Here is an 18,880-nt window from a genome sequence, read left to right as displayed (position 1 = left end):
GGAGAGCCTATATGAACATCATCGCCCATGTCGAAATTCCGGTTACAGATATAGACCGTGCCATTGCGTTTTATTCCGATGTTTTTCGTGTTGGTTTTGGCAAAATTGTCGAAATCCATGGCAACCGTATGGCTTATTTCCCTTTTGAGGAAGGCAAGGAGGGCGCAAGCTGCGCGCTGGCCGAAGGCGAAGTCTATGTGCCGACCGTCAACGGATCGATCATCTATTTCAGCGTGACCGACATTGATGCGGTCATTGCCCGCGCAACCGCAATTGGCAGTGATTTGCTGTTTCCAAAGACCGCCCTTCCGGACGGCGGATTTGTCGCCGAAATTCTCGATAGCGAAGGCAACCGCATCGCCATTCAGCAGCTAAAGGCTTAAAGGAACCGGCGTGTCACTGAAACATGTCACGGAAAACTCGAACGGGCGGCGTGTATAAAGATGCGCGCGGATATGACGTGCTGATCGTCATGGAATACCCCGACTGCAAATTTATGGCGCTCAGAACACGGTTTCTCTTGCAGACGGACGTAGTCATGTGCACGCTTATAAAGATCAGGACCCATGGAGACTGGTTGAAGAGATAAATCACGCCGGAGGAGAGAATGCCTGAAACGCCGTATGACTGGAGCGGAAAGCAGCCTGAAAAGCGTTCCCGGCAAAAGCGTATGATGGTGATTGCAGCCGCAGCCATGATCGCCCTGCTCTTCACGCTGGCCGTCGTGGATGCGATCCTCATTCTGGTCGACTGATGCAGCCAGTCTATGAAATCGACTGTACCGACATAAAATCCCCCAACGAACTCTGGCAGCGTTATCTCGACATCGTGCCCGTTCTGGATCCAGAATCTTTCGGTTACACACTCGATTCATTCTGGGACGGCGTGCAATGGGGTGGCCCCGGCTGGCCCGGCGAATGTGAACTCGTGTTCAAGAATATAGAAGCGCTAAGCGAACTAAAAACGCTCGGTGGCAAGCCATTTCTGGAGGCGTTTCGGCACTTAGTGGCTGATACGGATCGGATAAAGATCAGACTGGCGTGACGAGGAAACTCTATTTTCCAGTTGCATCATATTGGGCTGAAGCCGCAACAAGCGCATCAATGTCATCGGCACAGAGAATCGCTCTCAATGTTTCAAATTTTTGTTGATCCCAAGCATATATTTCGAGGCTCAGAAGGGTATCAACAATCGGTGCCGGAAACCGAGACCGAATAGGAACTGCTGGATTGCCCGCCACGATGGCATAAGGTGCAACATCTTTGGTGACGATTGCACCGGACGCGATGATGGCACCTTCTCCGATCGTGACGCCTGGCATGATCATCGCGCGCATTCCGATCCATGCGCCATTGCCGATATGGGTGTCACCCTTACCTTTGTATGCATCCAGAATAAGCTCGGGAAATGGATACAGGCTGAACCAATCTGTACGATGTGTGTGATTTCCACCCATCAGGATGACTGCTTCTGCACCAATACAAACGTAGTCACCAATATAAAGCTGATCGACTGGCCATTGGGATTCCCAAGCCTTCAGGCTATATTCATCACCGTACAGGTAACGAACAACACTCTCCTCAAATGAACCAGTCCAAGCATTGCTGTAATAGCTGTGTGTTCCTCGCACATGGATATTCGGGTTTTTGACCGTTTCATGCAGAAGTTCGACAACAGACCAGTGCTTGGTGGGAGGACTTACGAAAGACACAGTTTCTCAACTTTCCAGAAACTTATGGAGCAGTTCTTCTCGAAATGCCCCAAAACCATTCCAGTCGCGACCGAAAACTCCGGCGACAACATCAACGGATATTATCAGCTAAATTAAGCACTCAGCCCACCCGCAACTGTAATCACAGTTCCCGTAACGAATCCTGATTTATCAGAAGCCAGCCAGAGCGCGGTTTGCGCAATATCTTCCGGCTCGGCAATTCGCCCCATGGGTGTCATTGCAGCGATCCTTGCTGGCCTATCCGGGTTTCCGCTCAATGCATGAATGGACGTATTGGTCGTGCCAACCCGGATAGCATTCACTCTGATGCCTTCCGGTGCCAGTTCTTTTCCTGCGCCGATTGAAATGGTTTCAACCGCACCTTTCGACGCGGCGTAATGCACATACTCACCGGGGCTTCCCAGAACCGCAGCCACAGACGAAATATTGATAATCGTGCCGCCTGCACCACCATTAGCGGTCGACATGCGACGCGTTGCTTCCTGCGTGCAATACAACAATCCAAAAACATTGGTTCTGAATGTTTGCTCGAGTGCCTCGTCCTGAAGTCCCTGAATACGGGTATTCTGTCCGATGACGCCCGCATTATTCACAAGACAGGAAACTGGCCCAAGTTCCCTGTCGCAAGCAAGAAACAGGGCTTCAACGTTTTGGCGGTTTGCCACATCACTCTGCACAGCAATTGCTTTTGCACCAAAACCCTCGCAGGTTTTGACTATACCAAGCGCTGCGTCTGCATCGCTTAGATAACTGATGCAGACATCATAACCTTCACGGGCAAAGAGACTTGCGGTGGCAGCGCCAATACCCCGGCTACCGCCTGTCACGATAACAACTGGCCTCAAATCCCCGTCCTCCCCGCTTCCAAAGCCGCTACTTAAGCCGAAGGGTCTTCTTCCAGAAGTCCCGTGACAAAATCAAACAGGCCCGGACGACGATCGCGGCGCAAGCGTTCTGCAACGATGATCCCTTTGATACCCGAATAAGAGCGCTCAAGGTCTTCATTGATGACGATATAGTCGTATTTCACCCATTTCTGGATTTCAAAACGAGCATTCTGCAGCCGTGTCTCGATCACGTCCGCCGTATCTTCCGCGCGGCGGTTGAGGCGATTCTGCAATTCGCGCATGGTCGGCGGCAGAATGAAAATAGACACCACATCTGCAGGCATCTTTGCCTGCAACTGCTCAGCGCCCTGCCAGTCGATGTCGAACAGCATGTCCTGACCGTCAGCCAGTGCTTCCTCAGCCGTCTGGCGCAGCGTGCCATAGAAATTGCCGTGCACTTCCGCCCATTCAATCAGCTGGTCATTGTCGCGCAGTCGCTCGAATTCCCGCTTGGTGATGAAGTGATAATGCACGCCATTGATTTCGCTCTGACGGCGTTCGCGCGTCGTAACGGAAATTGACAGCGAAAGCTTCATGTCCGGATCGTTGAGCAACTGCCGCGCAATTGTGGATTTTCCAGCACCTGAGGGCGAGGAAATCACCACCATAAGGCCTCTGCGTGCAATGCCATGTTCAACCGAAGAGATGGCCATTTTCCGTTACTCCAGATTCTGTACCTGTTCGCGAAACTGATCGACGACTGCTTTCAGCTCAAGGCCGATTGCCGTAATCGATGCTGCGTTCGATTTTGAACACAATGTATTCGCTTCGCGATTAAATTCCTGTGAAAGAAAATCAAGCTTGCGCCCGATGGGACCGCCATCTGCAAGCAACTTGCGTGCGGATGCGACATGCGTTTCAAGCCGATCCAGCTCTTCCTGAATGTCCGCCTTGGTCGCCAGAAATGCAGCTTCCTGATAAAGCCGCGTCTCATCGAGATCGCGACCCGTATCCATCAACAGTGATACCTGTCCTGCCAGACGAGCCCGGATGGCTTCGACGCTACGCGACGGATCATTACGGGCCGCCGATGTCAGACGCTCGATCGCATCGACATGCCCGGACAGGATGGTGAAAAGTGACAGACCTTCATGGGTGCGAGCCTCGGCAATTGCCTTGAGTGCACCTTCAAAAGCCGCAATCACCGCAGCTTCAAGACCGGCGCGCGCATTGTCATCTTCCGACACCTGTGCCTGATCGATAACACCGCGCAGCGAGAGAATGCCATCCACACTTGCCGGAGCAAGCCCGTGTCTGGCTTGTAGTTCCGCGCCAAGCTTCAGCACTTCATCAAGCATCGCCTGATTGATGACAAAGCCAGCCTGGGCTTCTGCGCGCTCTACATTAAGGCTCGCCTGAAAATTGCCGCGCGAAAAGTAGCGTGCCAGCAGCGAACGCACGGCATGCTCGGCACCTTCCAGCCCTTGCGGCAAACGCAGGCGCAAATCCAGCCCCTTGCCGTTCACAGAGCGCACTTCCCATACGATGCGCGCTTCATTGTCGGCTGCGCCATACTGCATCGCGTGGCGCGCAAACCCTGTCATGCTCTGGAGCGCCATGCTTACATTCCTTTTTTCGGCATTCACAAAGTGAGAAACCGCCCAACTACTGGGCGGTGTTTTGCTGCTGTAGCTGGTTCTTTTCCTGCTCAACCGCACGCCACTTGCGCACATTGGCATTGTGTTCAGCCAGGGTCTTGGCGAAGACGTGACCGCCTGTACCATCTGCTACGAAGTAGAGATCTTCAGTATCGAGCGGATTGGCCACAGCCTCAAGTGCTGCGCGGCCCGGATTGGCAATCGGTGTCGGTGGCAGACCGTTGATGACATAGGTATTGTATGGCGTTGGCTTTTCGATGTCCGACTTGAAGATCGGGCGATCGGAAGGCTTGCCTGCACCGCCGAACAAACCATAAATGATGGTCGGGTCGGACTGGATACGCATGCCCTTGTTGAGACGGTTGACGAAGACAGACGCCACATGCGGACGTTCCGATGCGATGCCCGTTTCCTTCTCAACGATGGATGCCAGCGTCACAAACTCGTTCTTGTCCTTGACCGGCAGATCAGCACGGCGTTTTGCCCACGTGTCATCAATCAGCTTCTGCTGCGAAGCAATCATGCGATTGATGATTTCTTCGCGCGTTGTGCCACGTGTGAAATTGAGCGTATCCGTAAACAGCCCACCTTCGGACGGCATATCTTTTGGCATGTCGCCAGCCAGAATTGGGTCGGTAGAAATACGATCGAATACCTGCTTGACGGTAAGGCCTTCAGGAATGGTCAGCGGATACATGATCGACTTGCCGCTGATGAGAAGCTCCATCACATCGCGCATGGTCGCACCGGCCGGGATCGAATATTCGCCAGCCTTCAGATCGTTCTCATGACCGTAAGCACGCATGCCATAGCGGAAAATACGCGCATCACTGACGATTTCGCGACCTTCAAGACTGTTGGAGACTTCTGAAACACCAGCACCGCGCTTGACGAGGAACGTTGTCTCGGCGGTCAGCGGCCCCTTGGAATCAAACTGGAGCTTGCCGAAGTAAAACAGAGCCGAAGCGCCCAGCAATACCAGCACGATCAGCGACAACATGAAGTTCATGAAGACGACGATCTGGCTGCGCGCATGGCGCGAACGCTTGCGCGGCGGCGGCGTACCTGGTTCCGGGCGCAGGGCTTCAGAGGCGGATTTCGGCACGAAGGGCTTGCTCGCAGCGGCTTGCTCGGGCGTGGCTGCAGCTTGCGGCTGCTGCTCGGCAGGATTGGTTCCGGGTTTTTCTTCTGAACTCACACCATCACCTCGTCCTGAAACCCGTGCGAAAGGGCATACAAATCAAACAAATTCTGTCAGATCACACTAAACGCAATTATCAAGTTTAAACATTGCATCGGGTTATATTTTGGCAAAAACGCGGAGAAATCCCCGCGTTTTTGCATAGATCTATTTTTTAAGCTCATTCGCTCAAGAATAACGGCGCAGAACCAGCGAAGCGTTAGTGCCACCGAAGCCGAAAGAATTCGACAGGGCAACGTCGATCTTACGTTCACGCGCTTTGTGCGGCACGAGATCAATCTTCGTTTCAACCGCGGGATTATCGAGGTTCAACGTTGGCGGTGCGATATTGTCACGGATCGCGAGTGTCGAGAAAATAGCTTCGGCCGCACCGGCTGCACCCAACAGATGGCCAATCGACGACTTGGTTGAGGACATCGAAATCTTCGACGCCGCATCGCCAACAACGCGCTCAACCGCACCCAGTTCAATCGTATCAGCCATGGTCGAAGTGCCATGTGCATTGATATAATCGATCTGGTCAGGCGTGATGTCTGCGCGCTTCAAAGCTGCAACCATGCAACGTTCTGCGCCCTCACCGCTCTCGGTCGGAGCTGTGATGTGATAGGCATCGCCCGACAGGCCATAACCGACCACTTCAGCATAAATCTTTGCACCACGTGCCAGCGCATGTTCCAGTTCTTCCAGAACCACAACGCCCGCGCCCTCGCCCATAACGAAACCGTCGCGGTCACTGTCATATGGACGCGATGCAGCGGTTGGATCGTCATTGCGCTTGGTGGACAGAGCCTTACAGGCGGCAAAGCCTGCCAGTGAAATGCGGCTGACCGGCGATTCCGTGCCACCGGCAACCATAACGTCTGCGTCGCCGAAAGCGATCAGACGGGCAGCGTCGCCAATGGCGTGCGTACCGGTTGCGCAAGCAGTTACAACCGAATGGTTTGGACCACGAAGTCCATGCTTGATCGAGACATGGCCAGAAGCCAGGTTGATCAGACGCCCAGGAATGAAGAAAGGTGAAATGCGGCGTGGGCCTTTGTCGCGCAGCGTGTAGCCAGCTTCGACGATCCCTTCGATACCACCGATACCCGAACCGATCAAAACGCCGGTGCGAACCTGATCTTCATCGCTTTCAGGATGCCAGTTGGCATCATCCAGTGCCTGATCGGCTGCACCAACGGCATAAACGATAAATGGATCAACCTTGCGCTGTTCCTTCGGCTCCATGTGGAGGTCTGGATTGAAGGTGCCATTAGAGCCATCACCAAGGGGGATGCGGCAGGCGATCTGGCAAGCCAGATCATCGACTTCAAATTCCGTGACGCGGCGAGCACCGCTTTCACCGGCAATAAGACGCTTCCAGGTCTCTTCGACACCGCTAGCAAGCGGCGACACCAGACCAAGACCGGTGATGACGACACGCCTCATATCCACCCCTTAAATTTGATAAACTTCGTTGGAGACATCCCGCAGGCAAAAAATGCCTCATACGGACAATGCTCAATCTTGATCACCGGTACATTACCGGGCTGCAACTCGCAGCAGCCACAACCGGCTATGGCAGTTCATGTCTTCCAGACGACTGTGTACAACCGCTGACCAGAAGACAAGCAGGGCCGGGATTCGAAAGAATCCCAGCCCCGAAAGCTCAGATTAGGCAGAAGCCTTATCGATGAACTTCACAGCGTCGCCGACCGTGAGGATCGTTTCTGCAGCGTCGTCAGGAATTTCAACGCCAAATTCTTCTTCGAAAGCCATGACGAGCTCGACGGTGTCGAGGCTGTCTGCACCAAGATCATCAATGAAGCTCGCGCCTTCGGTGACCTTGTCTGCATCTACACCCAGATGCTCAACAACGATTTTCTTGACGCGCTCTGCGGTATCGCTCATGTCGGAACCTCGACCTGTTGTTAACTTGCTCTGCCTTGGTTAGCGGCATGCATGATTGTAATCAAGTTATAAGATGTCTGCCAAGTTTTGAGTTTACTCACCCTGACAATCACCCTGTGGATATTCCTTGCGGAACAGGAAAACGGCATCTCGCAATTGAAATGCCGAAACTCTCGTCGGGCGCATTACCATGCTTCTTGAGCAAGGCAAAGCGCATTTTGCTTTTCAGAGCCCGACTTTAAGACTTTATATACCGTAAAATGCCGATTCAAGAGCCCTTAAAAGGCTTTTAAATCATAGCCATACCACCATTGATGTGCAGGGTCTGACCTGTGACGTATGCGGCTTCATCGCTTGCAAGATAAACCACTGCAGCAGCAATATCACCACCCACACCCATGCGCTTCATCGGGATGCTGCCCATGATGGCTTCCTTCTGCTTTTCGTTCAGCTTGTCCGTCATCGCCGATTCGATAAAGCCGGGCGCTACACAGTTGACCGTGACATTGCGGCTTGCGATTTCCTGTGCAAGAGACTTCGAGAAACCAATGAGACCTGCTTTGGAAGCGCAATAATTGGCCTGACCCGGATTGCCTGTCACGCCAACAATCGACGTGATGTTGATGATACGGCCCTTGCGGCGGCGCATCATCGGGTGGGTCAGTTCACGCGTCAGGTTGAACACAGAAGTCAGATTGACGTTGAGAACCGCATCCCAGTCTTCGTCGCTCATGCGTACGAAAAGACCGTCGCGGGTGATGCCGGCATTGTTGACGAGAATATCAACGCCGCCCATTTCTTCCTCTGCCTTCTGACCGAGCGCCTTGACGGCTTCGCGGTCGGACAGGTTGGCCGGGAAGATAAAAGTACGGTCGCCGAGCTCTGCGGCCAGTTCTTTCAGCTTTTCTTCGCGCGTGCCATGCAGGCCAACAATTGCGCCCTGTGCATGAAGAGCACGCGCAATTGCTTCACCCAGACCGCCGGTCGCACCAGTAATAAGAGCCTTACGGCCCGTCAGATCAAACATCTCGGATCCTTTAAGCATTAAGCGCAGCAAGCGCTGCCGCAATTTCTTCGGCTGAACCAACAGTTACGCCGGTCACATCTTTGGAGATGCGACGCGCAAGACCCGTCAGAACCTTGCCTGAACCTACTTCATAAAGCGCAGTGACGCCATTGGCTGCAAACCATTCAACGGTTTCGCGCCAGCGCACCTGGCCCGTGACCTGCTCGACCAGCAGATCGGCAATTTCATTGGCATCCGTCACAGGTGCTGCACGCACATTAGCGATGAGCGGCACAACCGGATTGTGCTTTTCAACTTGAGCAAGCGCTTCACGCATCGCGTCGGCAGCAGGTGCCATCAGTGTCGAATGGAAAGGTGCAGAAACAGGGAGCATGATTGCGCGCTTGGCACCTTTTTCAGATGCAAGCGAAGCAGCAAGCTCCACAGCCGCCTTCGAGCCGGAGATCACAAGCTGACCGCCGCCGTTATCATTTGCAATCTGTACCGAGCCGGAAGCTTTTGCTTCCGCGCAGATGGCTTCAACATCACTATGCTCAAGACCGATGATGGCAGCCATTGCGCCTTCACCGACCGGTACAGCTTTCTGCATTGCATTGCCACGAATGCGCAAGAGACGGGCGGTATCTGCCAGCGAGAATGTACCAGCAGCGCAAAGTGCCGAATATTCGCCGAGCGAATGACCGGCAACATAGGCCACCTTGTCTTTGAGCGAAAAGCCCTGAGCTTCCAGGACGCGCAGCGTGGCAATTGAAACCGCCATAAGAGCTGGCTGTGCATTGGCCGTCAGCGTAAGAACATCTTCCGGACCTTCGAACATCGTGGCAGAGAGTTTCTCGCCCAGTGCCGCGTCCACTTCCTCGAAAACAGCGCGTGCTTCAGCGAACTGCTCGGCAAGGGCCTTGCCCATACCAACTGCCTGGCTGCCCTGTCCGGGAAAGGTAAATGCTACCGCCATGAATGCCTCTTTTTAAACAACAATTTCTCGCGATGTGCCCCATCACGGGTTGAAAAGTCAAGTATTTGTGGATTTTTGCCGGTCTCAACGCTTGCAAATCCGGGGAAAAGCACGTAATGAGCGCCCGTTCGTTGCTGGCATTAGCTGGGGGCTGAACGGAGGAGCATGTCTTCCTCACCGTTAAAAGTGAGAATGCATGTGGAAGTCTTAAGTGCTTCTGCCTCCCGTGTCTCCGCTCTCGATTGTCTTTACCCAGCGTCCTTTCTTCTCCGGTTTTCCGGTAAAAGAGAAGTCGCAGAGGCTTAGCCGTTAGTGCCAGCATGATGTAACAGAAGAAAGGCAAAGCCAATGGCTCTTTATGAACATGTGCTTCTTGCCCGCCAGGACATTTCCCAGCAGCAGGTCGACGCTCTCGTCGAACAGTACAAGGGTGTCCTCGAAGCTAATGGCGGCAAGGTCGGTAAGGTAGAAAACTGGGGTCTTCGTCCCCTCACCTACCGTATCAAGAAGAATCGCAAGGCGTATTACACGCTCGTAAACATTGACGCTCCGGCAGCTGCCGTTGCTGAAATGGAACGTCAGATGCGCATCAACGAAGACGTTCTGCGCTTCCTCACCGTTCGCGTTGAAGAACACGAAGAAGGCCAGTCGGCTATGCTTTCGCGCCGCGACGACCGTCGTGAACGCGATGGTGACGACCGCGGCCCACGCCGTCCACGCGAAGGCGGTTTCGACCGTGGTGATCGCGGCGACCGCGGTGATCGTGGCCCACGCCGTCCACGTGACAACGAAGCTGGTGAAGGAGCATAATCATGGTTGATATCAATCAGATCCCGACCCGTCGTCCTTTCCATCGTCGTCGTAAGACGTGCCCGTTCTCCGGCGCAAACGCTCCGAAGATCGACTACAAGGACATCAAGCTCCTGCAGCGTTACATTTCTGAACGCGGCAAGATCGTTCCTTCCCGTATTACGGCTGTCAGCCAGAAGAAGCAGCGCGAACTCGCCAAGGCGATCAAGCGCGCTCGTTTCCTCGGCCTGCTTCCATACGTTGTGAAGTAAGATCTGAGTTAAGACTTTTCGTGAGGCGGCAGCTTATGCCGCCTCACGATATTCCCCGGATGCGATGGGCGCGACCGGTGTACTAAAATCCCAAGTTGGGGTGAACGCGACTTTGTCCGCACCTCTAACTGCAAAACCGGAATAGCCGGAGCAGGACAGCGAGTTTATGAAATTCAATGGAACCATCATTGGTGTCGGCATATTGGCGGGGCTTGCCTCGGCATTGATGTCGTCCGGCGTCATTGCCCAATCGGGAATGGCGGTGGTTCTTTATTTCCTGACACCGCTGCCTATTTTTGTTGCCGCTCTTGGCTGGGGTTCGAGCGCAGGGCTTGTTGCCGCTGCTGCCGCCACTATTGCTGTCGGCATTTTTGCGGCTCCTATGGCCGCATTGCTCATGGCGCTCACAAGTTACGCGCCCGCTGCGATCGGTGCTTATCTTTCCGGTCTTGCTCGTCCCGCCTCCGAACTCGGTGGCCCTGAGGACGTTATGGTCTGGTATCCGCTTTCGGATATCGTCTTCCGTCTGGCGTTGATGGTTGCAGCAAGTTTTATCATCATCGGTTTCATTCTTGGTTTCGGGCCGGATATGGCGCGAGAACTCGCAAACACGCTGATCGACCGCCTTGCCGAAGCCGACCCGCAGTTCACTGCAAGCGATGACATGCGCCAGAGCGTCAGCGCGCTTCTGATGGTAGCACTGCCAGCAATCCAGCCAGCGACTTGCCTCGCCATTCTGGTCGGCAATCTCTATCTGGCCCTGCGCCTGACCGCTCTTTCAGGTCGCCTGCGCCGCCCACGCGATGACTGGCCCGCAACAATGCGTATGCCACGTCCAGCGCTGCTGGTTTTCGCCGTGGCTCTCGCAGTAGCATTTCTGCCCGGTGCCGCTGGACTCATCGCCACGGTAGTTGTTGGCGCACTGAGCTTCGGCTTCATGATTGCAGGCCTTGCGACATTCCATCAGCGCACCCGTGGCAAGCCATGGCGACCAGTCGTGCTGTGGTTCGTTTATGTGGCGATCATCCTGTTCGCATTCCTGCTTTTTGTCTTCATGGTTTTCGGCCTTTTCGATACGTCGCGTGGCGCACCAATTTCGAAAATACCGAATACCGATAACCAATAAATCCAAATTTAAATCTCGAAAGGAAACTCAAATGGACGTTATTCTTCTGGAACGCATCGCCCGCCTCGGTCAGATGGGCGACACTGTAAAGGTCAAGGACGGCTTTGCCCGTAACTTCCTTCTGCCACAGGGCAAGGCTCTTCGTGCCAACGAAGCCAACCGCAAGAAGTTCGAAGGCCAGCGCGCACAGCTCGAAGCTCAGAACCTTGAGCGCAAGAACGAAGCTGAAGCAGTTGCAACCAAGCTCAACGGCGAATCGTTCATCGTTGTTCGTTCCGCTGGTGAAACCGGTCAGCTGTACGGTTCGGTTTCGACCCGCGACATCGCTGAAATCATCACTGCAAATGGCTTCAACCTGCACCGCAACCAGGTTGAACTGAAGCAGCCGATCAAGGCAATTGGCGTACATGACATCGTCATCACGCTGCATCCTGAAGTGACTGTTACGGTTTCCGTAAACATCGCTCGTTCGACTGAAGAAGCCGAACGTCAGGCAAAGGGTGAAGACCTGACCTCGATCGAAGCTATCTATGGCATCGAAGAAGCACCACTTGCTGAAGAAGTCTTCGACGAAGACGAAGAAGGCGAAGACCAGGCTTAATCTGCCCTGCTCTTTCCTCCAGGGAAGCACTGCTCTTCGGCGATGTTTCCAATGGTGGTAAACTTTATATGATCATGCCCGGCGGTCTCCGTCGGGCATTTTCTCTTTTCAGATCAGAAATTTTGCCTATTCTCTTCATTAGTATTGGATTGGAGAGGGTGCTGACGGAAACGTCCGCGTTTGCTCAGGCGAATAGCCAGAGGCCGGCCAAAAACAGACTGACCAAAGGGAAATTGCCTGAAAATCTGATGACAGAGCGGCTATAGAGCGCTGTTCGCAATGACTGAAAACGACGCTCTACTTTTGTTTTAACGCATCATAACCGAAAACCGTTTCGTACTTTTCGGGAAGCGTTTTAATTCAGGCAACAAGCCGCCTGCCGTGCAACCGCATGGATGTTTGCACTAGCTCCGATCTCAGCAAGGAGATGGGGCCAATGTATGGAATGCTGCGTACAGTTCTTTCGCATATGATCAAAATCGGCGACCTGACGGTTACCGATTCTGATGGGACTGCCAATCAGTATGGAGACAAGACCGGTGAACCGGTTCATATCCGTTTTAATACCCGCCATGCCGAGCGTGCCGTTGCACTCGACCCGGAATTGAAGCTTGCAGAATGCTTCATGGATGGCGAAATCGACTTTCTCAATGGTGATATTTATACGCTGCTCAAAATTGTCTTTGAGAACACCGGGCCTACAGCGGCCACCGAACCCTGGATGAAAGCTGCGGGAAAGTTCCGTGTGTTGTTCCGTCGCTTCCAGCAGATGAATAATTTAGCTCGGTCATCGAGCAACGTCAAAAGCCATTACGATCTTTCAGGTGCGCTATACGACCTGTTTCTTGATCCCGACAAACAATATTCCTGCGCTTATTTTGAAACACCAAATGCGACACTCGCTGAAGCACAGCTCGCCAAGAAACGCCATATCGCAGCGAAACTTCTCGTCAACGAAGGCGACAAGATATTGGATATCGGTTGCGGATGGGGTGGTATGGGGCTTTATCTCGCCCGCTATCTCAAGGCCAATGTAACCGGCGTCACTTTATCGGAAGAGCAGCACGCCATCGCCAATAAGCGCGCTGTCGACGAAGGCCTTGCAGACCGTGCAAAGTTTCAGCTTACCGACTATCGCAATATCGACGACCAGTTCGACCGGCTCGTTTCAGTTGGCATGTTTGAGCATGTGGGCGTTGGACACTTCGCTGAATATTTCCAGCACGCGGCACGCTTGCTGAAAAAAGACGGCGTTTTCCTGCTTCATGCAATCGGCCGCGCGGATGGCCCCGGCGCTACCAATCCGTTTATCCGCAAACATATTTTCCCCGGCGGCTATATTCCGGCTCTTTCCGAGGTGTTGCCACATATCGAAAAAGCCGGGCTTTATGTCACGGACATTGAAATCCTGCGGCTTCATTATGCGGAAACGCTGAAAGAATGGCGGCTTGCCTTCATGGCGCGCCGAGATGAAGCAAAAGCACTTTACGACGAACGCTTCTGCCGCATGTGGGAGTTTTATCTGGCAGCCTCGGAAAGTGCTTTCCGCTGGCAGAATATGATGGTCTTCCACATCCAGATTTCCCACAAGCAGGAAGCTGTGCCGCTGACACGCAATTACATCGAGGCGGAAGAAAAGCGTCTGAAGCGGCTCGACAGTGCACCCAAAGGGGCCAACAGTGAAACGCAGGCACCAAGCAAGCGTGTAAAGGCGTGAGGAAAATCTACACAGAGACAAAGGGCTGCCTGGATAATTCCGGCAACCCTTTTCAGTTTATTCAGCCTTGGGTGCGCCCGCTTCCCACTTGTCCCAATGGGTCGCAATTTCATCGACCACTGGAGAACCAACCAGATAGATGTTCTTCACCGTTTCAGCAAAACCACCAGCGGTTTCGCCCGGTGCCGGATCAAGATGCTGCAACGTTGTTTCATTCGGGTTGCCCTGATCGAAATTCACTGCACCGCGCAGACTGAGAATACGATCCGTGCCGAACTGACGCTTGATGACGAGCGTGATCGAAGCCGCTTCCATTTCCGTGATCAGATAGTCGTCAGCACCATAGAGCTTTGCGATGTACTGTGCTTCCTTCGACAGGCCGGGACCATGGAAGAAAGTGTCGCCCGTCATATGGGTGCCCTCTTTCAAGGAAGGTGCGGCCTGTGCAGCCTTATCCGGGTAACGCATCCGGTAGGCTTGCGCTTCTTTCGAATCCTCAAGCTTCACATCTTTGCCAAGGCGCATCGCGGCGGCAATCAGATCAGGATTAAGTTTGAAGACGCGATAGTCCTCATAACCTTTACGTGGCATAAATACCGGCTCACCGGCCTTGCCTTCTTCTGGCATCCAGCGATGCCCAAGGTCATAATCGACAAGCCAGGTCGCCCAGCTCACATCGCCGATGGTTCCGCGAGAAGGTGGCGTTCCCGCTACGCCCGACAGAACATAATAGCTCTTCGAGAAGTCAAAAGCCGGGTCGAGCAGAATGGCCTGCATACTGGCCGATGAGTTGACTTTACCCATACCAAGAACCGAACCGCAAACACCATCGTCATTGCAATAGACCGGTTTCAAAGCACCCTTCACTTCAATAGGCTTGGCATCTTTCCAGTAGCGCTCAAACCAGTTCTGAAACTCGCCAGCGCGATCTCCACTATTCTGGCCGATCTCGAACATTGCGGCGATGAAAACCTTGACCTTGATCGGCTCAGATGCTGCCGCCGGAAAAGACAAAAATGACAAAGAGGCGATGGCCGCCAGCCACGCCGATATGAAACGAGAACGCATGAAAGAATCCCTCTGAAGCTTGTTTCGGGTTTCGTAGCAGCAGCCATTCTGCATCACAACGTTCGTCAAGTCCCGGTGCAAAAGTTTAAACCGCAAACTGTGGATGCCTGTGAATCATGGTATAGCTTATCTCTCCCGGCAGGAATCACCTTGAGGCTGCGTTGCGTTTGGCTTCACTTCAGGTCTAGCTGGGAAGATCAGAGACAGGACCAGAGAATCATGGCGGAAGCGGCGGTACGCAAACTTGATGATGCGCGCGAGCAAAAAGATGCGCTTTATCGTGAAGCACCCCACAATATTGAAGCGGAACAGGCACTTCTCGGTGCTATTCTGATCAACAACGACGCTTTTTACCGGGTTTCAGACTTCCTGAAGCCAACCCATTTCTTCGAGCCGTTGCATCGCCGAATCTACGAAATTTCCACAGATCTTATCCGTGTTGGCAAGATGGCCAATCCGGTTACGATGAAGACCTTCCTGCCTAATGAAGGCAAGATCGGTGATCTGACCGTGTTCCAATATGTTGCGCGTCTTGCGACAGAAGCAGTCACCATCATCAATGCCGAAGATTATGGCCGCGCGATCTATGATCTTGCGACGCGCCGTGCGCTCATTGGCATTGGCGAAGACATGGTCAATGTCGCCTATGATGCGCCAGTCGACAACGCACCGCAGGAACAGATCGAAGACGCAGAACGCCGCCTGTTCGAGCTTGCCGAAACAGGGCGTTATGACGGTGGCTTTCAGGCATTCAAAGATGCGGTCACAACCGCCGTCGATATGGCAAACGCCGCTTTCATGCGCGATGGTCATCTGTCGGGTGTTTCCACCGGGATTCATACGCTCGATGGCAAGATGGGCGGCTTGCAGCCTTCCGACTTGATCATCCTCGCCGGTCGTCCGGGCATGGGTAAGACCTCGCTTGCCACCAACATCGCTTTCAACATCGCCAATGCTTATGAAGCCGAACAGCAGGCTGATGGCACGATGAAAGCCAAGAATGGTGGAGTCGTTGGCTTCTTCTCGCTCGAAATGTCGGCGGAACAGCTCGCGACCCGTATCATTTCCGAGCAGACGGAAGTCTCCTCCTCAAAAATCCGTCGCGGTGACATCACCGAGACCGACTTCGAAAAGCTCGTTGCCTGTTCGCAGGTCATGCAGAAGATACCGCTTTATATCGACCAGACGGGTGGTATCTCGATTGCACAGCTTGCGGCGCGCGCGCGCCGCTTGAAGCGCCAGCGCGGCCTTGATGTTCTGGTTATCGATTACGTCCAGCTGATGACCGGTTCGTCCAAGGCTTCCGCGCAGAACCGCGTGCAGGAAATCACGGAAATCACCACCGGCTTGAAGGCACTCGGCAAGGAGCTCAATGTTCCAATCATTGCGCTATCACAGCTCTCCCGTCAGGTGGAAAGCCGTGAAGACAAACGCCCACAGCTCTCCGATCTTCGTGAATCAGGTTCGATCGAGCAGGACGCCGACGTGGTGCTGTTCGTTTTCCGCGAAGAATATTACGTCAAGAACCTCGAACCGCGTGACGAATTCGATCCCAAATACGAAGAATGGAAGCAGCACTTCGAAAAAGTGCGCGGCACTGCCGACGTGATCGTTGCCAAGCAGCGTCACGGACCAACCGGTACCGTCAAGCTTGCTTTCCAGGCCGAGTTTACGCGATTTGCAGATCTGGCCGAGGGGTCTTATATCCCGGAGCAGTATGAATAAAATCACGATCACGACGGAGCGTGCCTGATGGCCAAGGCACGCGTTCAGTTCATTTGCCAGAATTGCGGCGCGGTTCACACGCGCTGGGCGGGTAAGTGCGACTCCTGCGGCGAGTGGAACACGCTTGTCGAAGAAGGCACCAATAGCGGTATCGGCTCCGGCCCCGGCTCCATGCTTTCCAAACGCAAGGGTCGGGCTGTTGCTCTGACGTCGCTTTCAGGCGAAATCGAAGACGCGCCACGCATCATCTCAGGTATCAGCGAGCTGGACCGTGTAACGGGCGGCGGGTTCGTGCGTGGTTCCGCAGTCTTGATCGGTGGCGATCCGGGTATCGGCAAATCGACACTGCTGACGCAAGCAGCTGCAGCTCTTTCAAACCACGGCCACCGCATCGTCTATGTATCGGGCGAAGAAGCAGTCGCACAGATTCGTCTGCGTGCACAAAGACTTGGCGTGGCATCCAGCACAGTCGAACTGGCGGCTGAAACCAATGTCGAAGACATTCTCGCCACCGTTTCCGACGGCAAGCGGCCCGATCTGGTCATCATCGATTCCATCCAGACATTGTGGACCGATATGGCAGACTCAGCCCCCGGAACCGTCACTCAGGTGCGATCTTCCGCGCAGGCGATGATCCGCTATGCCAAGCAGACCGGTGCAGCGGTCGTTCTCGTTGGTCACGTGACCAAGGAGGGCCAGATTGCCGGGCCACGCGTTGTCGAACACATGGTTGATGGTGTTCTCTATTTTGAGGGCGAAGGCGGACACCAGTACCGAATCTTGCGCACCGTCAAAAACCGCTTCGGCCCAACCGATGAAATCGGTGTGTTTGAAATGTCGGATGGTGGGTTGCGCGAAGTCTCGAACCCTTCCGAATTGTTCCTCGGCGAGCGCAATGCAAAATCGCCGGGTGCAGCCGTCTTTGCTGGAATGGAGGGCACACGCCCGGTTCTCGTTGAGATACAGGCACTTGTCTCCCCCTCCTCGCTTGGCACACCGCGCCGCGCCGTTGTGGGCTGGGACGGAAGCCGCCTCGCCATGATTTTGGCCGTGCTCGAATCACATTGCGGCGTTCGTTTTGGCCAACACGATGTCTATCTCAATGTCGCTGGCGGCTATCGCATCAGCGAGCCTGCCGCCGATATTGCAGTGGCTGCAGCGCTTGTTTCGTCCATTGCCGGTATTGCCCTTCCGGCAGATAGTGTTTATTTCGGCGAAATCAGCCTTTCTGGCGCTGTTCGTGCGGTGTCACATGCAGTACAGAGGCTGAAGGAAGCAGAAAAACTCGGCTTCCGACAAGCAGTTGTGCCCGGCGGAAGTAGCGAGCTTTGGAAAGATCGCAACTTCGGACTTATGGAAACAACCGCCCTGTCGGACCTTGTTGTGCGCATTGCCGCATCAGGTCCAGGCAAGAAATAACCCTCGCCTGCAAACATCAGGTTGCAGATCATTGAATTTAATGGGATTTAACGGCGGAAGATTTCGTCAACTTTCCAGTGTTATGCTTAGCCAAGTTTGACTGCCCCGCAGGTGCTCGAATGCAAAAAGCCACGCTGCGTATAAATTAAGGACAGGCCAGAATGCCGATTACGTTACTTGATGGAATTCTACTCGGAATAACGCTGGTTTCGGCCGTTCTTGCGATGGTCCGCGGTTTTTCTCGCGAAGTGCTCTCCCTGGTTTCCTGGGCAGCAGCGGCCGCAGCGGCGTATTTGTTCTATATGCCCGTGCTGCCGTTCCTTCAGCCCTATATCAACAACGAGACCATCGCAAAGATCGCAGCCGCTGGCGCAGTTTTCCTTGTGGTTCTGATCGTTGTTTCGCTTATCACCATGAAGATTGCCGATTTCATCATCGACAGCCGCATCGGTGCCCTTGACCGCACACTCGGCTTTTTGTTCGGTGCAGCACGCGGCGTTCTTCTTGTTGTTGTTGCTATGCTGTTCTTCAACTGGCTTGTTCCAACCAACCAGCCAGCATGGGTCAACAATGCGAAATCCAAGCCGATGCTTGATTCCTTCGGCCAGCAGTTGATCGACCTCCTGCCGGCTGATCCGGAATCGGCAATTAAAAAGTTCAAACCCGGACAGGAAACTCCGGCCCCAGCTGGCGGCCAGACAGGTGATCAGACCGAGACGCCTGTACCGGACGATACACCGGCTGCAAACTGATCCTGAATGAACCTTTTTGAAACCGGCAGCATAAAGCTGTCGGTTTCATCTGTTTTTAGTCAAAGTGTTACACTAGAGCATTTCTGTTTTTCTTGAATCATTGGAAATGCTCTATCTCTTT

General features: G+C 53.9%; 21 protein-coding genes. 11 read left to right on the top strand and 10 right to left on the bottom strand.

All coding sequences use genetic code 11. The annotated features are described in order from the left end of the window. Window positions 1-11: 11 nt before the first annotated feature. From C9380_RS03355 to C9380_RS03350, 3 genes are all read left to right on the top strand, one after another. Window positions 12-383: a VOC family protein gene (locus C9380_RS03355; protein ID WP_024896192.1), complete on the top strand. Its 372-nt coding sequence runs from the start codon at window positions 12-14 to the stop codon at window positions 381-383. 224 nt (window positions 384-607) lie between these two features. Continuing rightward, window positions 608-754, top strand: coding sequence for a hypothetical protein (locus C9380_RS26735; RefSeq protein ID WP_157803353.1), 147 nt, complete (start codon window positions 608-610; stop codon window positions 752-754). Then, window positions 754-1,044, top strand: a complete 291-nt coding sequence (locus C9380_RS03350; protein WP_111786253.1) for a hypothetical protein — start codon at window positions 754-756, stop codon at window positions 1,042-1,044. The genes C9380_RS26735 and C9380_RS03350 overlap by 1 nt, the downstream gene beginning before the upstream one ends. 10 nt (window positions 1,045-1,054) lie before the next feature. On the opposite strand, the gene C9380_RS03345 is transcribed toward C9380_RS03350, so the two are convergent. From C9380_RS03345 to fabD, 9 genes are all read right to left on the bottom strand, one after another. After that, window positions 1,055-1,711: a CatB-related O-acetyltransferase gene (locus tag C9380_RS03345; protein ID WP_111786252.1), complete on the bottom strand. Its 657-nt coding sequence runs from the start codon at window positions 1,709-1,711 to the stop codon at window positions 1,055-1,057. A 113-nt stretch (window positions 1,712-1,824) separates the two neighbouring features. After that, the gene (locus tag C9380_RS03340; protein WP_024896188.1) at window positions 1,825-2,577 is read right to left on the bottom strand and encodes an SDR family oxidoreductase; all 753 of its coding nucleotides are present in this window, start codon (window positions 2,575-2,577) and stop codon (window positions 1,825-1,827) included. A 32-nt stretch (window positions 2,578-2,609) separates the two neighbouring features. Then, on the bottom strand, window positions 2,610-3,272 hold the full coding sequence (gene gmk, locus C9380_RS03335) for a guanylate kinase (RefSeq protein ID WP_036566699.1): 663 nt from the start codon (window positions 3,270-3,272) through the stop codon (window positions 2,610-2,612). A gap of 6 nt (window positions 3,273-3,278) precedes the next feature. Beyond that, the gene (locus tag C9380_RS03330) at window positions 3,279-4,178 is read right to left on the bottom strand and encodes a YicC/YloC family endoribonuclease (RefSeq protein ID WP_128092984.1); all 900 of its coding nucleotides are present in this window, start codon (window positions 4,176-4,178) and stop codon (window positions 3,279-3,281) included. A gap of 46 nt (window positions 4,179-4,224) precedes the next feature. Further along, complete coding sequence (mltG, locus tag C9380_RS03325; protein ID WP_111786251.1) at window positions 4,225-5,415, bottom strand: endolytic transglycosylase MltG; 1,191 nt, start codon at window positions 5,413-5,415, stop codon at window positions 4,225-4,227. 171 nt (window positions 5,416-5,586) lie between these two features. Beyond that, window positions 5,587-6,846: a beta-ketoacyl-ACP synthase II gene (gene fabF, locus C9380_RS03320; RefSeq protein ID WP_024896184.1), complete on the bottom strand. Its 1,260-nt coding sequence runs from the start codon at window positions 6,844-6,846 to the stop codon at window positions 5,587-5,589. 225 nt (window positions 6,847-7,071) lie between these two features. Beyond that, on the bottom strand, window positions 7,072-7,308 hold the full coding sequence (locus C9380_RS03315) for an acyl carrier protein (RefSeq protein ID WP_002963616.1): 237 nt from the start codon (window positions 7,306-7,308) through the stop codon (window positions 7,072-7,074). A gap of 289 nt (window positions 7,309-7,597) precedes the next feature. Next, window positions 7,598-8,335, bottom strand: a complete 738-nt coding sequence (gene fabG / locus C9380_RS03305) for a 3-oxoacyl-[acyl-carrier-protein] reductase (RefSeq protein ID WP_024896183.1) — start codon at window positions 8,333-8,335, stop codon at window positions 7,598-7,600. A gap of 10 nt (window positions 8,336-8,345) precedes the next feature. Beyond that, entirely contained in the window at window positions 8,346-9,290 is a 945-nt protein-coding gene (fabD, locus tag C9380_RS03300) for an ACP S-malonyltransferase (RefSeq protein ID WP_128092983.1), read from the bottom strand. A 348-nt stretch (window positions 9,291-9,638) separates the two neighbouring features. Here fabD and rpsF point away from each other — a divergent pair, with 348 nt between their 5' ends. The 5 genes from rpsF to C9380_RS03270 all read left to right on the top strand — a co-directional run bounded on the left by rpsF (window position 9,639) and on the right by C9380_RS03270 (window position 13,795). After that, window positions 9,639-10,100, top strand: coding sequence for a 30S ribosomal protein S6 (rpsF, locus tag C9380_RS03290; protein ID WP_024896181.1), 462 nt, complete (start codon window positions 9,639-9,641; stop codon window positions 10,098-10,100). Between the two features lie 2 nt (window positions 10,101-10,102). Beyond that, complete coding sequence (rpsR, locus tag C9380_RS03285) at window positions 10,103-10,351, top strand: 30S ribosomal protein S18 (RefSeq protein WP_006466219.1); 249 nt, start codon at window positions 10,103-10,105, stop codon at window positions 10,349-10,351. A gap of 166 nt (window positions 10,352-10,517) precedes the next feature. After that, window positions 10,518-11,477, top strand: coding sequence for a DUF2232 domain-containing protein (locus C9380_RS03280; protein WP_128092982.1), 960 nt, complete (start codon window positions 10,518-10,520; stop codon window positions 11,475-11,477). 31 nt (window positions 11,478-11,508) lie between these two features. Beyond that, window positions 11,509-12,078: a 50S ribosomal protein L9 gene (gene rplI, locus C9380_RS03275; protein ID WP_024896179.1), complete on the top strand. Its 570-nt coding sequence runs from the start codon at window positions 11,509-11,511 to the stop codon at window positions 12,076-12,078. A gap of 436 nt (window positions 12,079-12,514) precedes the next feature. Further along, the gene (locus C9380_RS03270) at window positions 12,515-13,795 is read left to right on the top strand and encodes a cyclopropane fatty acid synthase (RefSeq protein WP_024896177.1); all 1,281 of its coding nucleotides are present in this window, start codon (window positions 12,515-12,517) and stop codon (window positions 13,793-13,795) included. 57 nt (window positions 13,796-13,852) lie between these two features. On the opposite strand, the gene C9380_RS03265 is transcribed toward C9380_RS03270, so the two are convergent. Further along, on the bottom strand, window positions 13,853-14,863 hold the full coding sequence (locus C9380_RS03265; protein WP_024896176.1) for a purine-nucleoside phosphorylase: 1,011 nt from the start codon (window positions 14,861-14,863) through the stop codon (window positions 13,853-13,855). Between the two features lie 219 nt (window positions 14,864-15,082). Between C9380_RS03265 and C9380_RS03260 the strand changes: the two genes are divergently transcribed. The 3 genes from C9380_RS03260 (at window position 15,083) to C9380_RS03250 (ending at window position 18,759) form a co-directional block, all read left to right on the top strand. Next, complete coding sequence (locus C9380_RS03260) at window positions 15,083-16,588, top strand: replicative DNA helicase (RefSeq protein ID WP_024896175.1); 1,506 nt, start codon at window positions 15,083-15,085, stop codon at window positions 16,586-16,588. A gap of 27 nt (window positions 16,589-16,615) precedes the next feature. Then, entirely contained in the window at window positions 16,616-18,007 is a 1,392-nt protein-coding gene (gene radA / locus C9380_RS03255; RefSeq protein ID WP_024896174.1) for a DNA repair protein RadA, read from the top strand. 161 nt (window positions 18,008-18,168) lie between these two features. After that, on the top strand, window positions 18,169-18,759 hold the full coding sequence (locus C9380_RS03250; RefSeq protein ID WP_024896173.1) for a CvpA family protein: 591 nt from the start codon (window positions 18,169-18,171) through the stop codon (window positions 18,757-18,759). The last annotated feature ends 121 nt before the right edge of the window (window positions 18,760-18,880 follow it).

The sequence above is a fragment of the Brucella pituitosa genome, assembly GCF_003049685.1.
In the GTDB taxonomy this organism is placed as follows: Bacteria; Pseudomonadota; Alphaproteobacteria; order Rhizobiales; family Rhizobiaceae; genus Brucella; species Brucella pituitosa.
Note: the sequence above shows the minus strand (reverse complement) of the source record. Positions and strands in the feature narration are given on the sequence as shown.

What these genes read in the sequence shown, in the direction of transcription:
- C9380_RS03355 (WP_024896192.1), top strand. Translation starts at nt 12, where the DNA reads ATGAACATCATCGCCCATGTCGAAATTCCGGTTACAGATATAGACCGT.
- C9380_RS26735 (WP_157803353.1), top strand. Translation starts at nt 608, where the DNA reads ATGCCTGAAACGCCGTATGACTGGAGCGGAAAGCAGCCTGAAAAGCGT.
- C9380_RS03350 (WP_111786253.1), top strand. Translation starts at nt 754, where the DNA reads ATGCAGCCAGTCTATGAAATCGACTGTACCGACATAAAATCCCCCAAC.
- gmk (WP_036566699.1), bottom strand. Translation starts at nt 3,272, where the DNA reads ATGGCCATCTCTTCGGTTGAACATGGCATTGCACGCAGAGGCCTTATG.
- C9380_RS03330 (WP_128092984.1), bottom strand. Translation starts at nt 4,178, where the DNA reads ATGGCGCTCCAGAGCATGACAGGGTTTGCGCGCCACGCGATGCAGTAT.
- fabF (WP_024896184.1), bottom strand. Translation starts at nt 6,846, where the DNA reads ATGAGGCGTGTCGTCATCACCGGTCTTGGTCTGGTGTCGCCGCTTGCT.
- C9380_RS03315 (WP_002963616.1), bottom strand. Translation starts at nt 7,308, where the DNA reads ATGAGCGATACCGCAGAGCGCGTCAAGAAAATCGTTGTTGAGCATCTG.
- fabG (WP_024896183.1), bottom strand. Translation starts at nt 8,335, where the DNA reads ATGTTTGATCTGACGGGCCGTAAGGCTCTTATTACTGGTGCGACCGGC.
- fabD (WP_128092983.1), bottom strand. Translation starts at nt 9,290, where the DNA reads ATGGCGGTAGCATTTACCTTTCCCGGACAGGGCAGCCAGGCAGTTGGT.
- rpsF (WP_024896181.1), top strand. Translation starts at nt 9,639, where the DNA reads ATGGCTCTTTATGAACATGTGCTTCTTGCCCGCCAGGACATTTCCCAG.
- rpsR (WP_006466219.1), top strand. Translation starts at nt 10,103, where the DNA reads ATGGTTGATATCAATCAGATCCCGACCCGTCGTCCTTTCCATCGTCGT.
- C9380_RS03280 (WP_128092982.1), top strand. Translation starts at nt 10,518, where the DNA reads ATGAAATTCAATGGAACCATCATTGGTGTCGGCATATTGGCGGGGCTT.
- rplI (WP_024896179.1), top strand. Translation starts at nt 11,509, where the DNA reads ATGGACGTTATTCTTCTGGAACGCATCGCCCGCCTCGGTCAGATGGGC.
- C9380_RS03270 (WP_024896177.1), top strand. Translation starts at nt 12,515, where the DNA reads ATGTATGGAATGCTGCGTACAGTTCTTTCGCATATGATCAAAATCGGC.
- C9380_RS03265 (WP_024896176.1), bottom strand. Translation starts at nt 14,863, where the DNA reads ATGCGTTCTCGTTTCATATCGGCGTGGCTGGCGGCCATCGCCTCTTTG.
- C9380_RS03260 (WP_024896175.1), top strand. Translation starts at nt 15,083, where the DNA reads ATGGCGGAAGCGGCGGTACGCAAACTTGATGATGCGCGCGAGCAAAAA.
- radA (WP_024896174.1), top strand. Translation starts at nt 16,616, where the DNA reads ATGGCCAAGGCACGCGTTCAGTTCATTTGCCAGAATTGCGGCGCGGTT.
- C9380_RS03250 (WP_024896173.1), top strand. Translation starts at nt 18,169, where the DNA reads ATGCCGATTACGTTACTTGATGGAATTCTACTCGGAATAACGCTGGTT.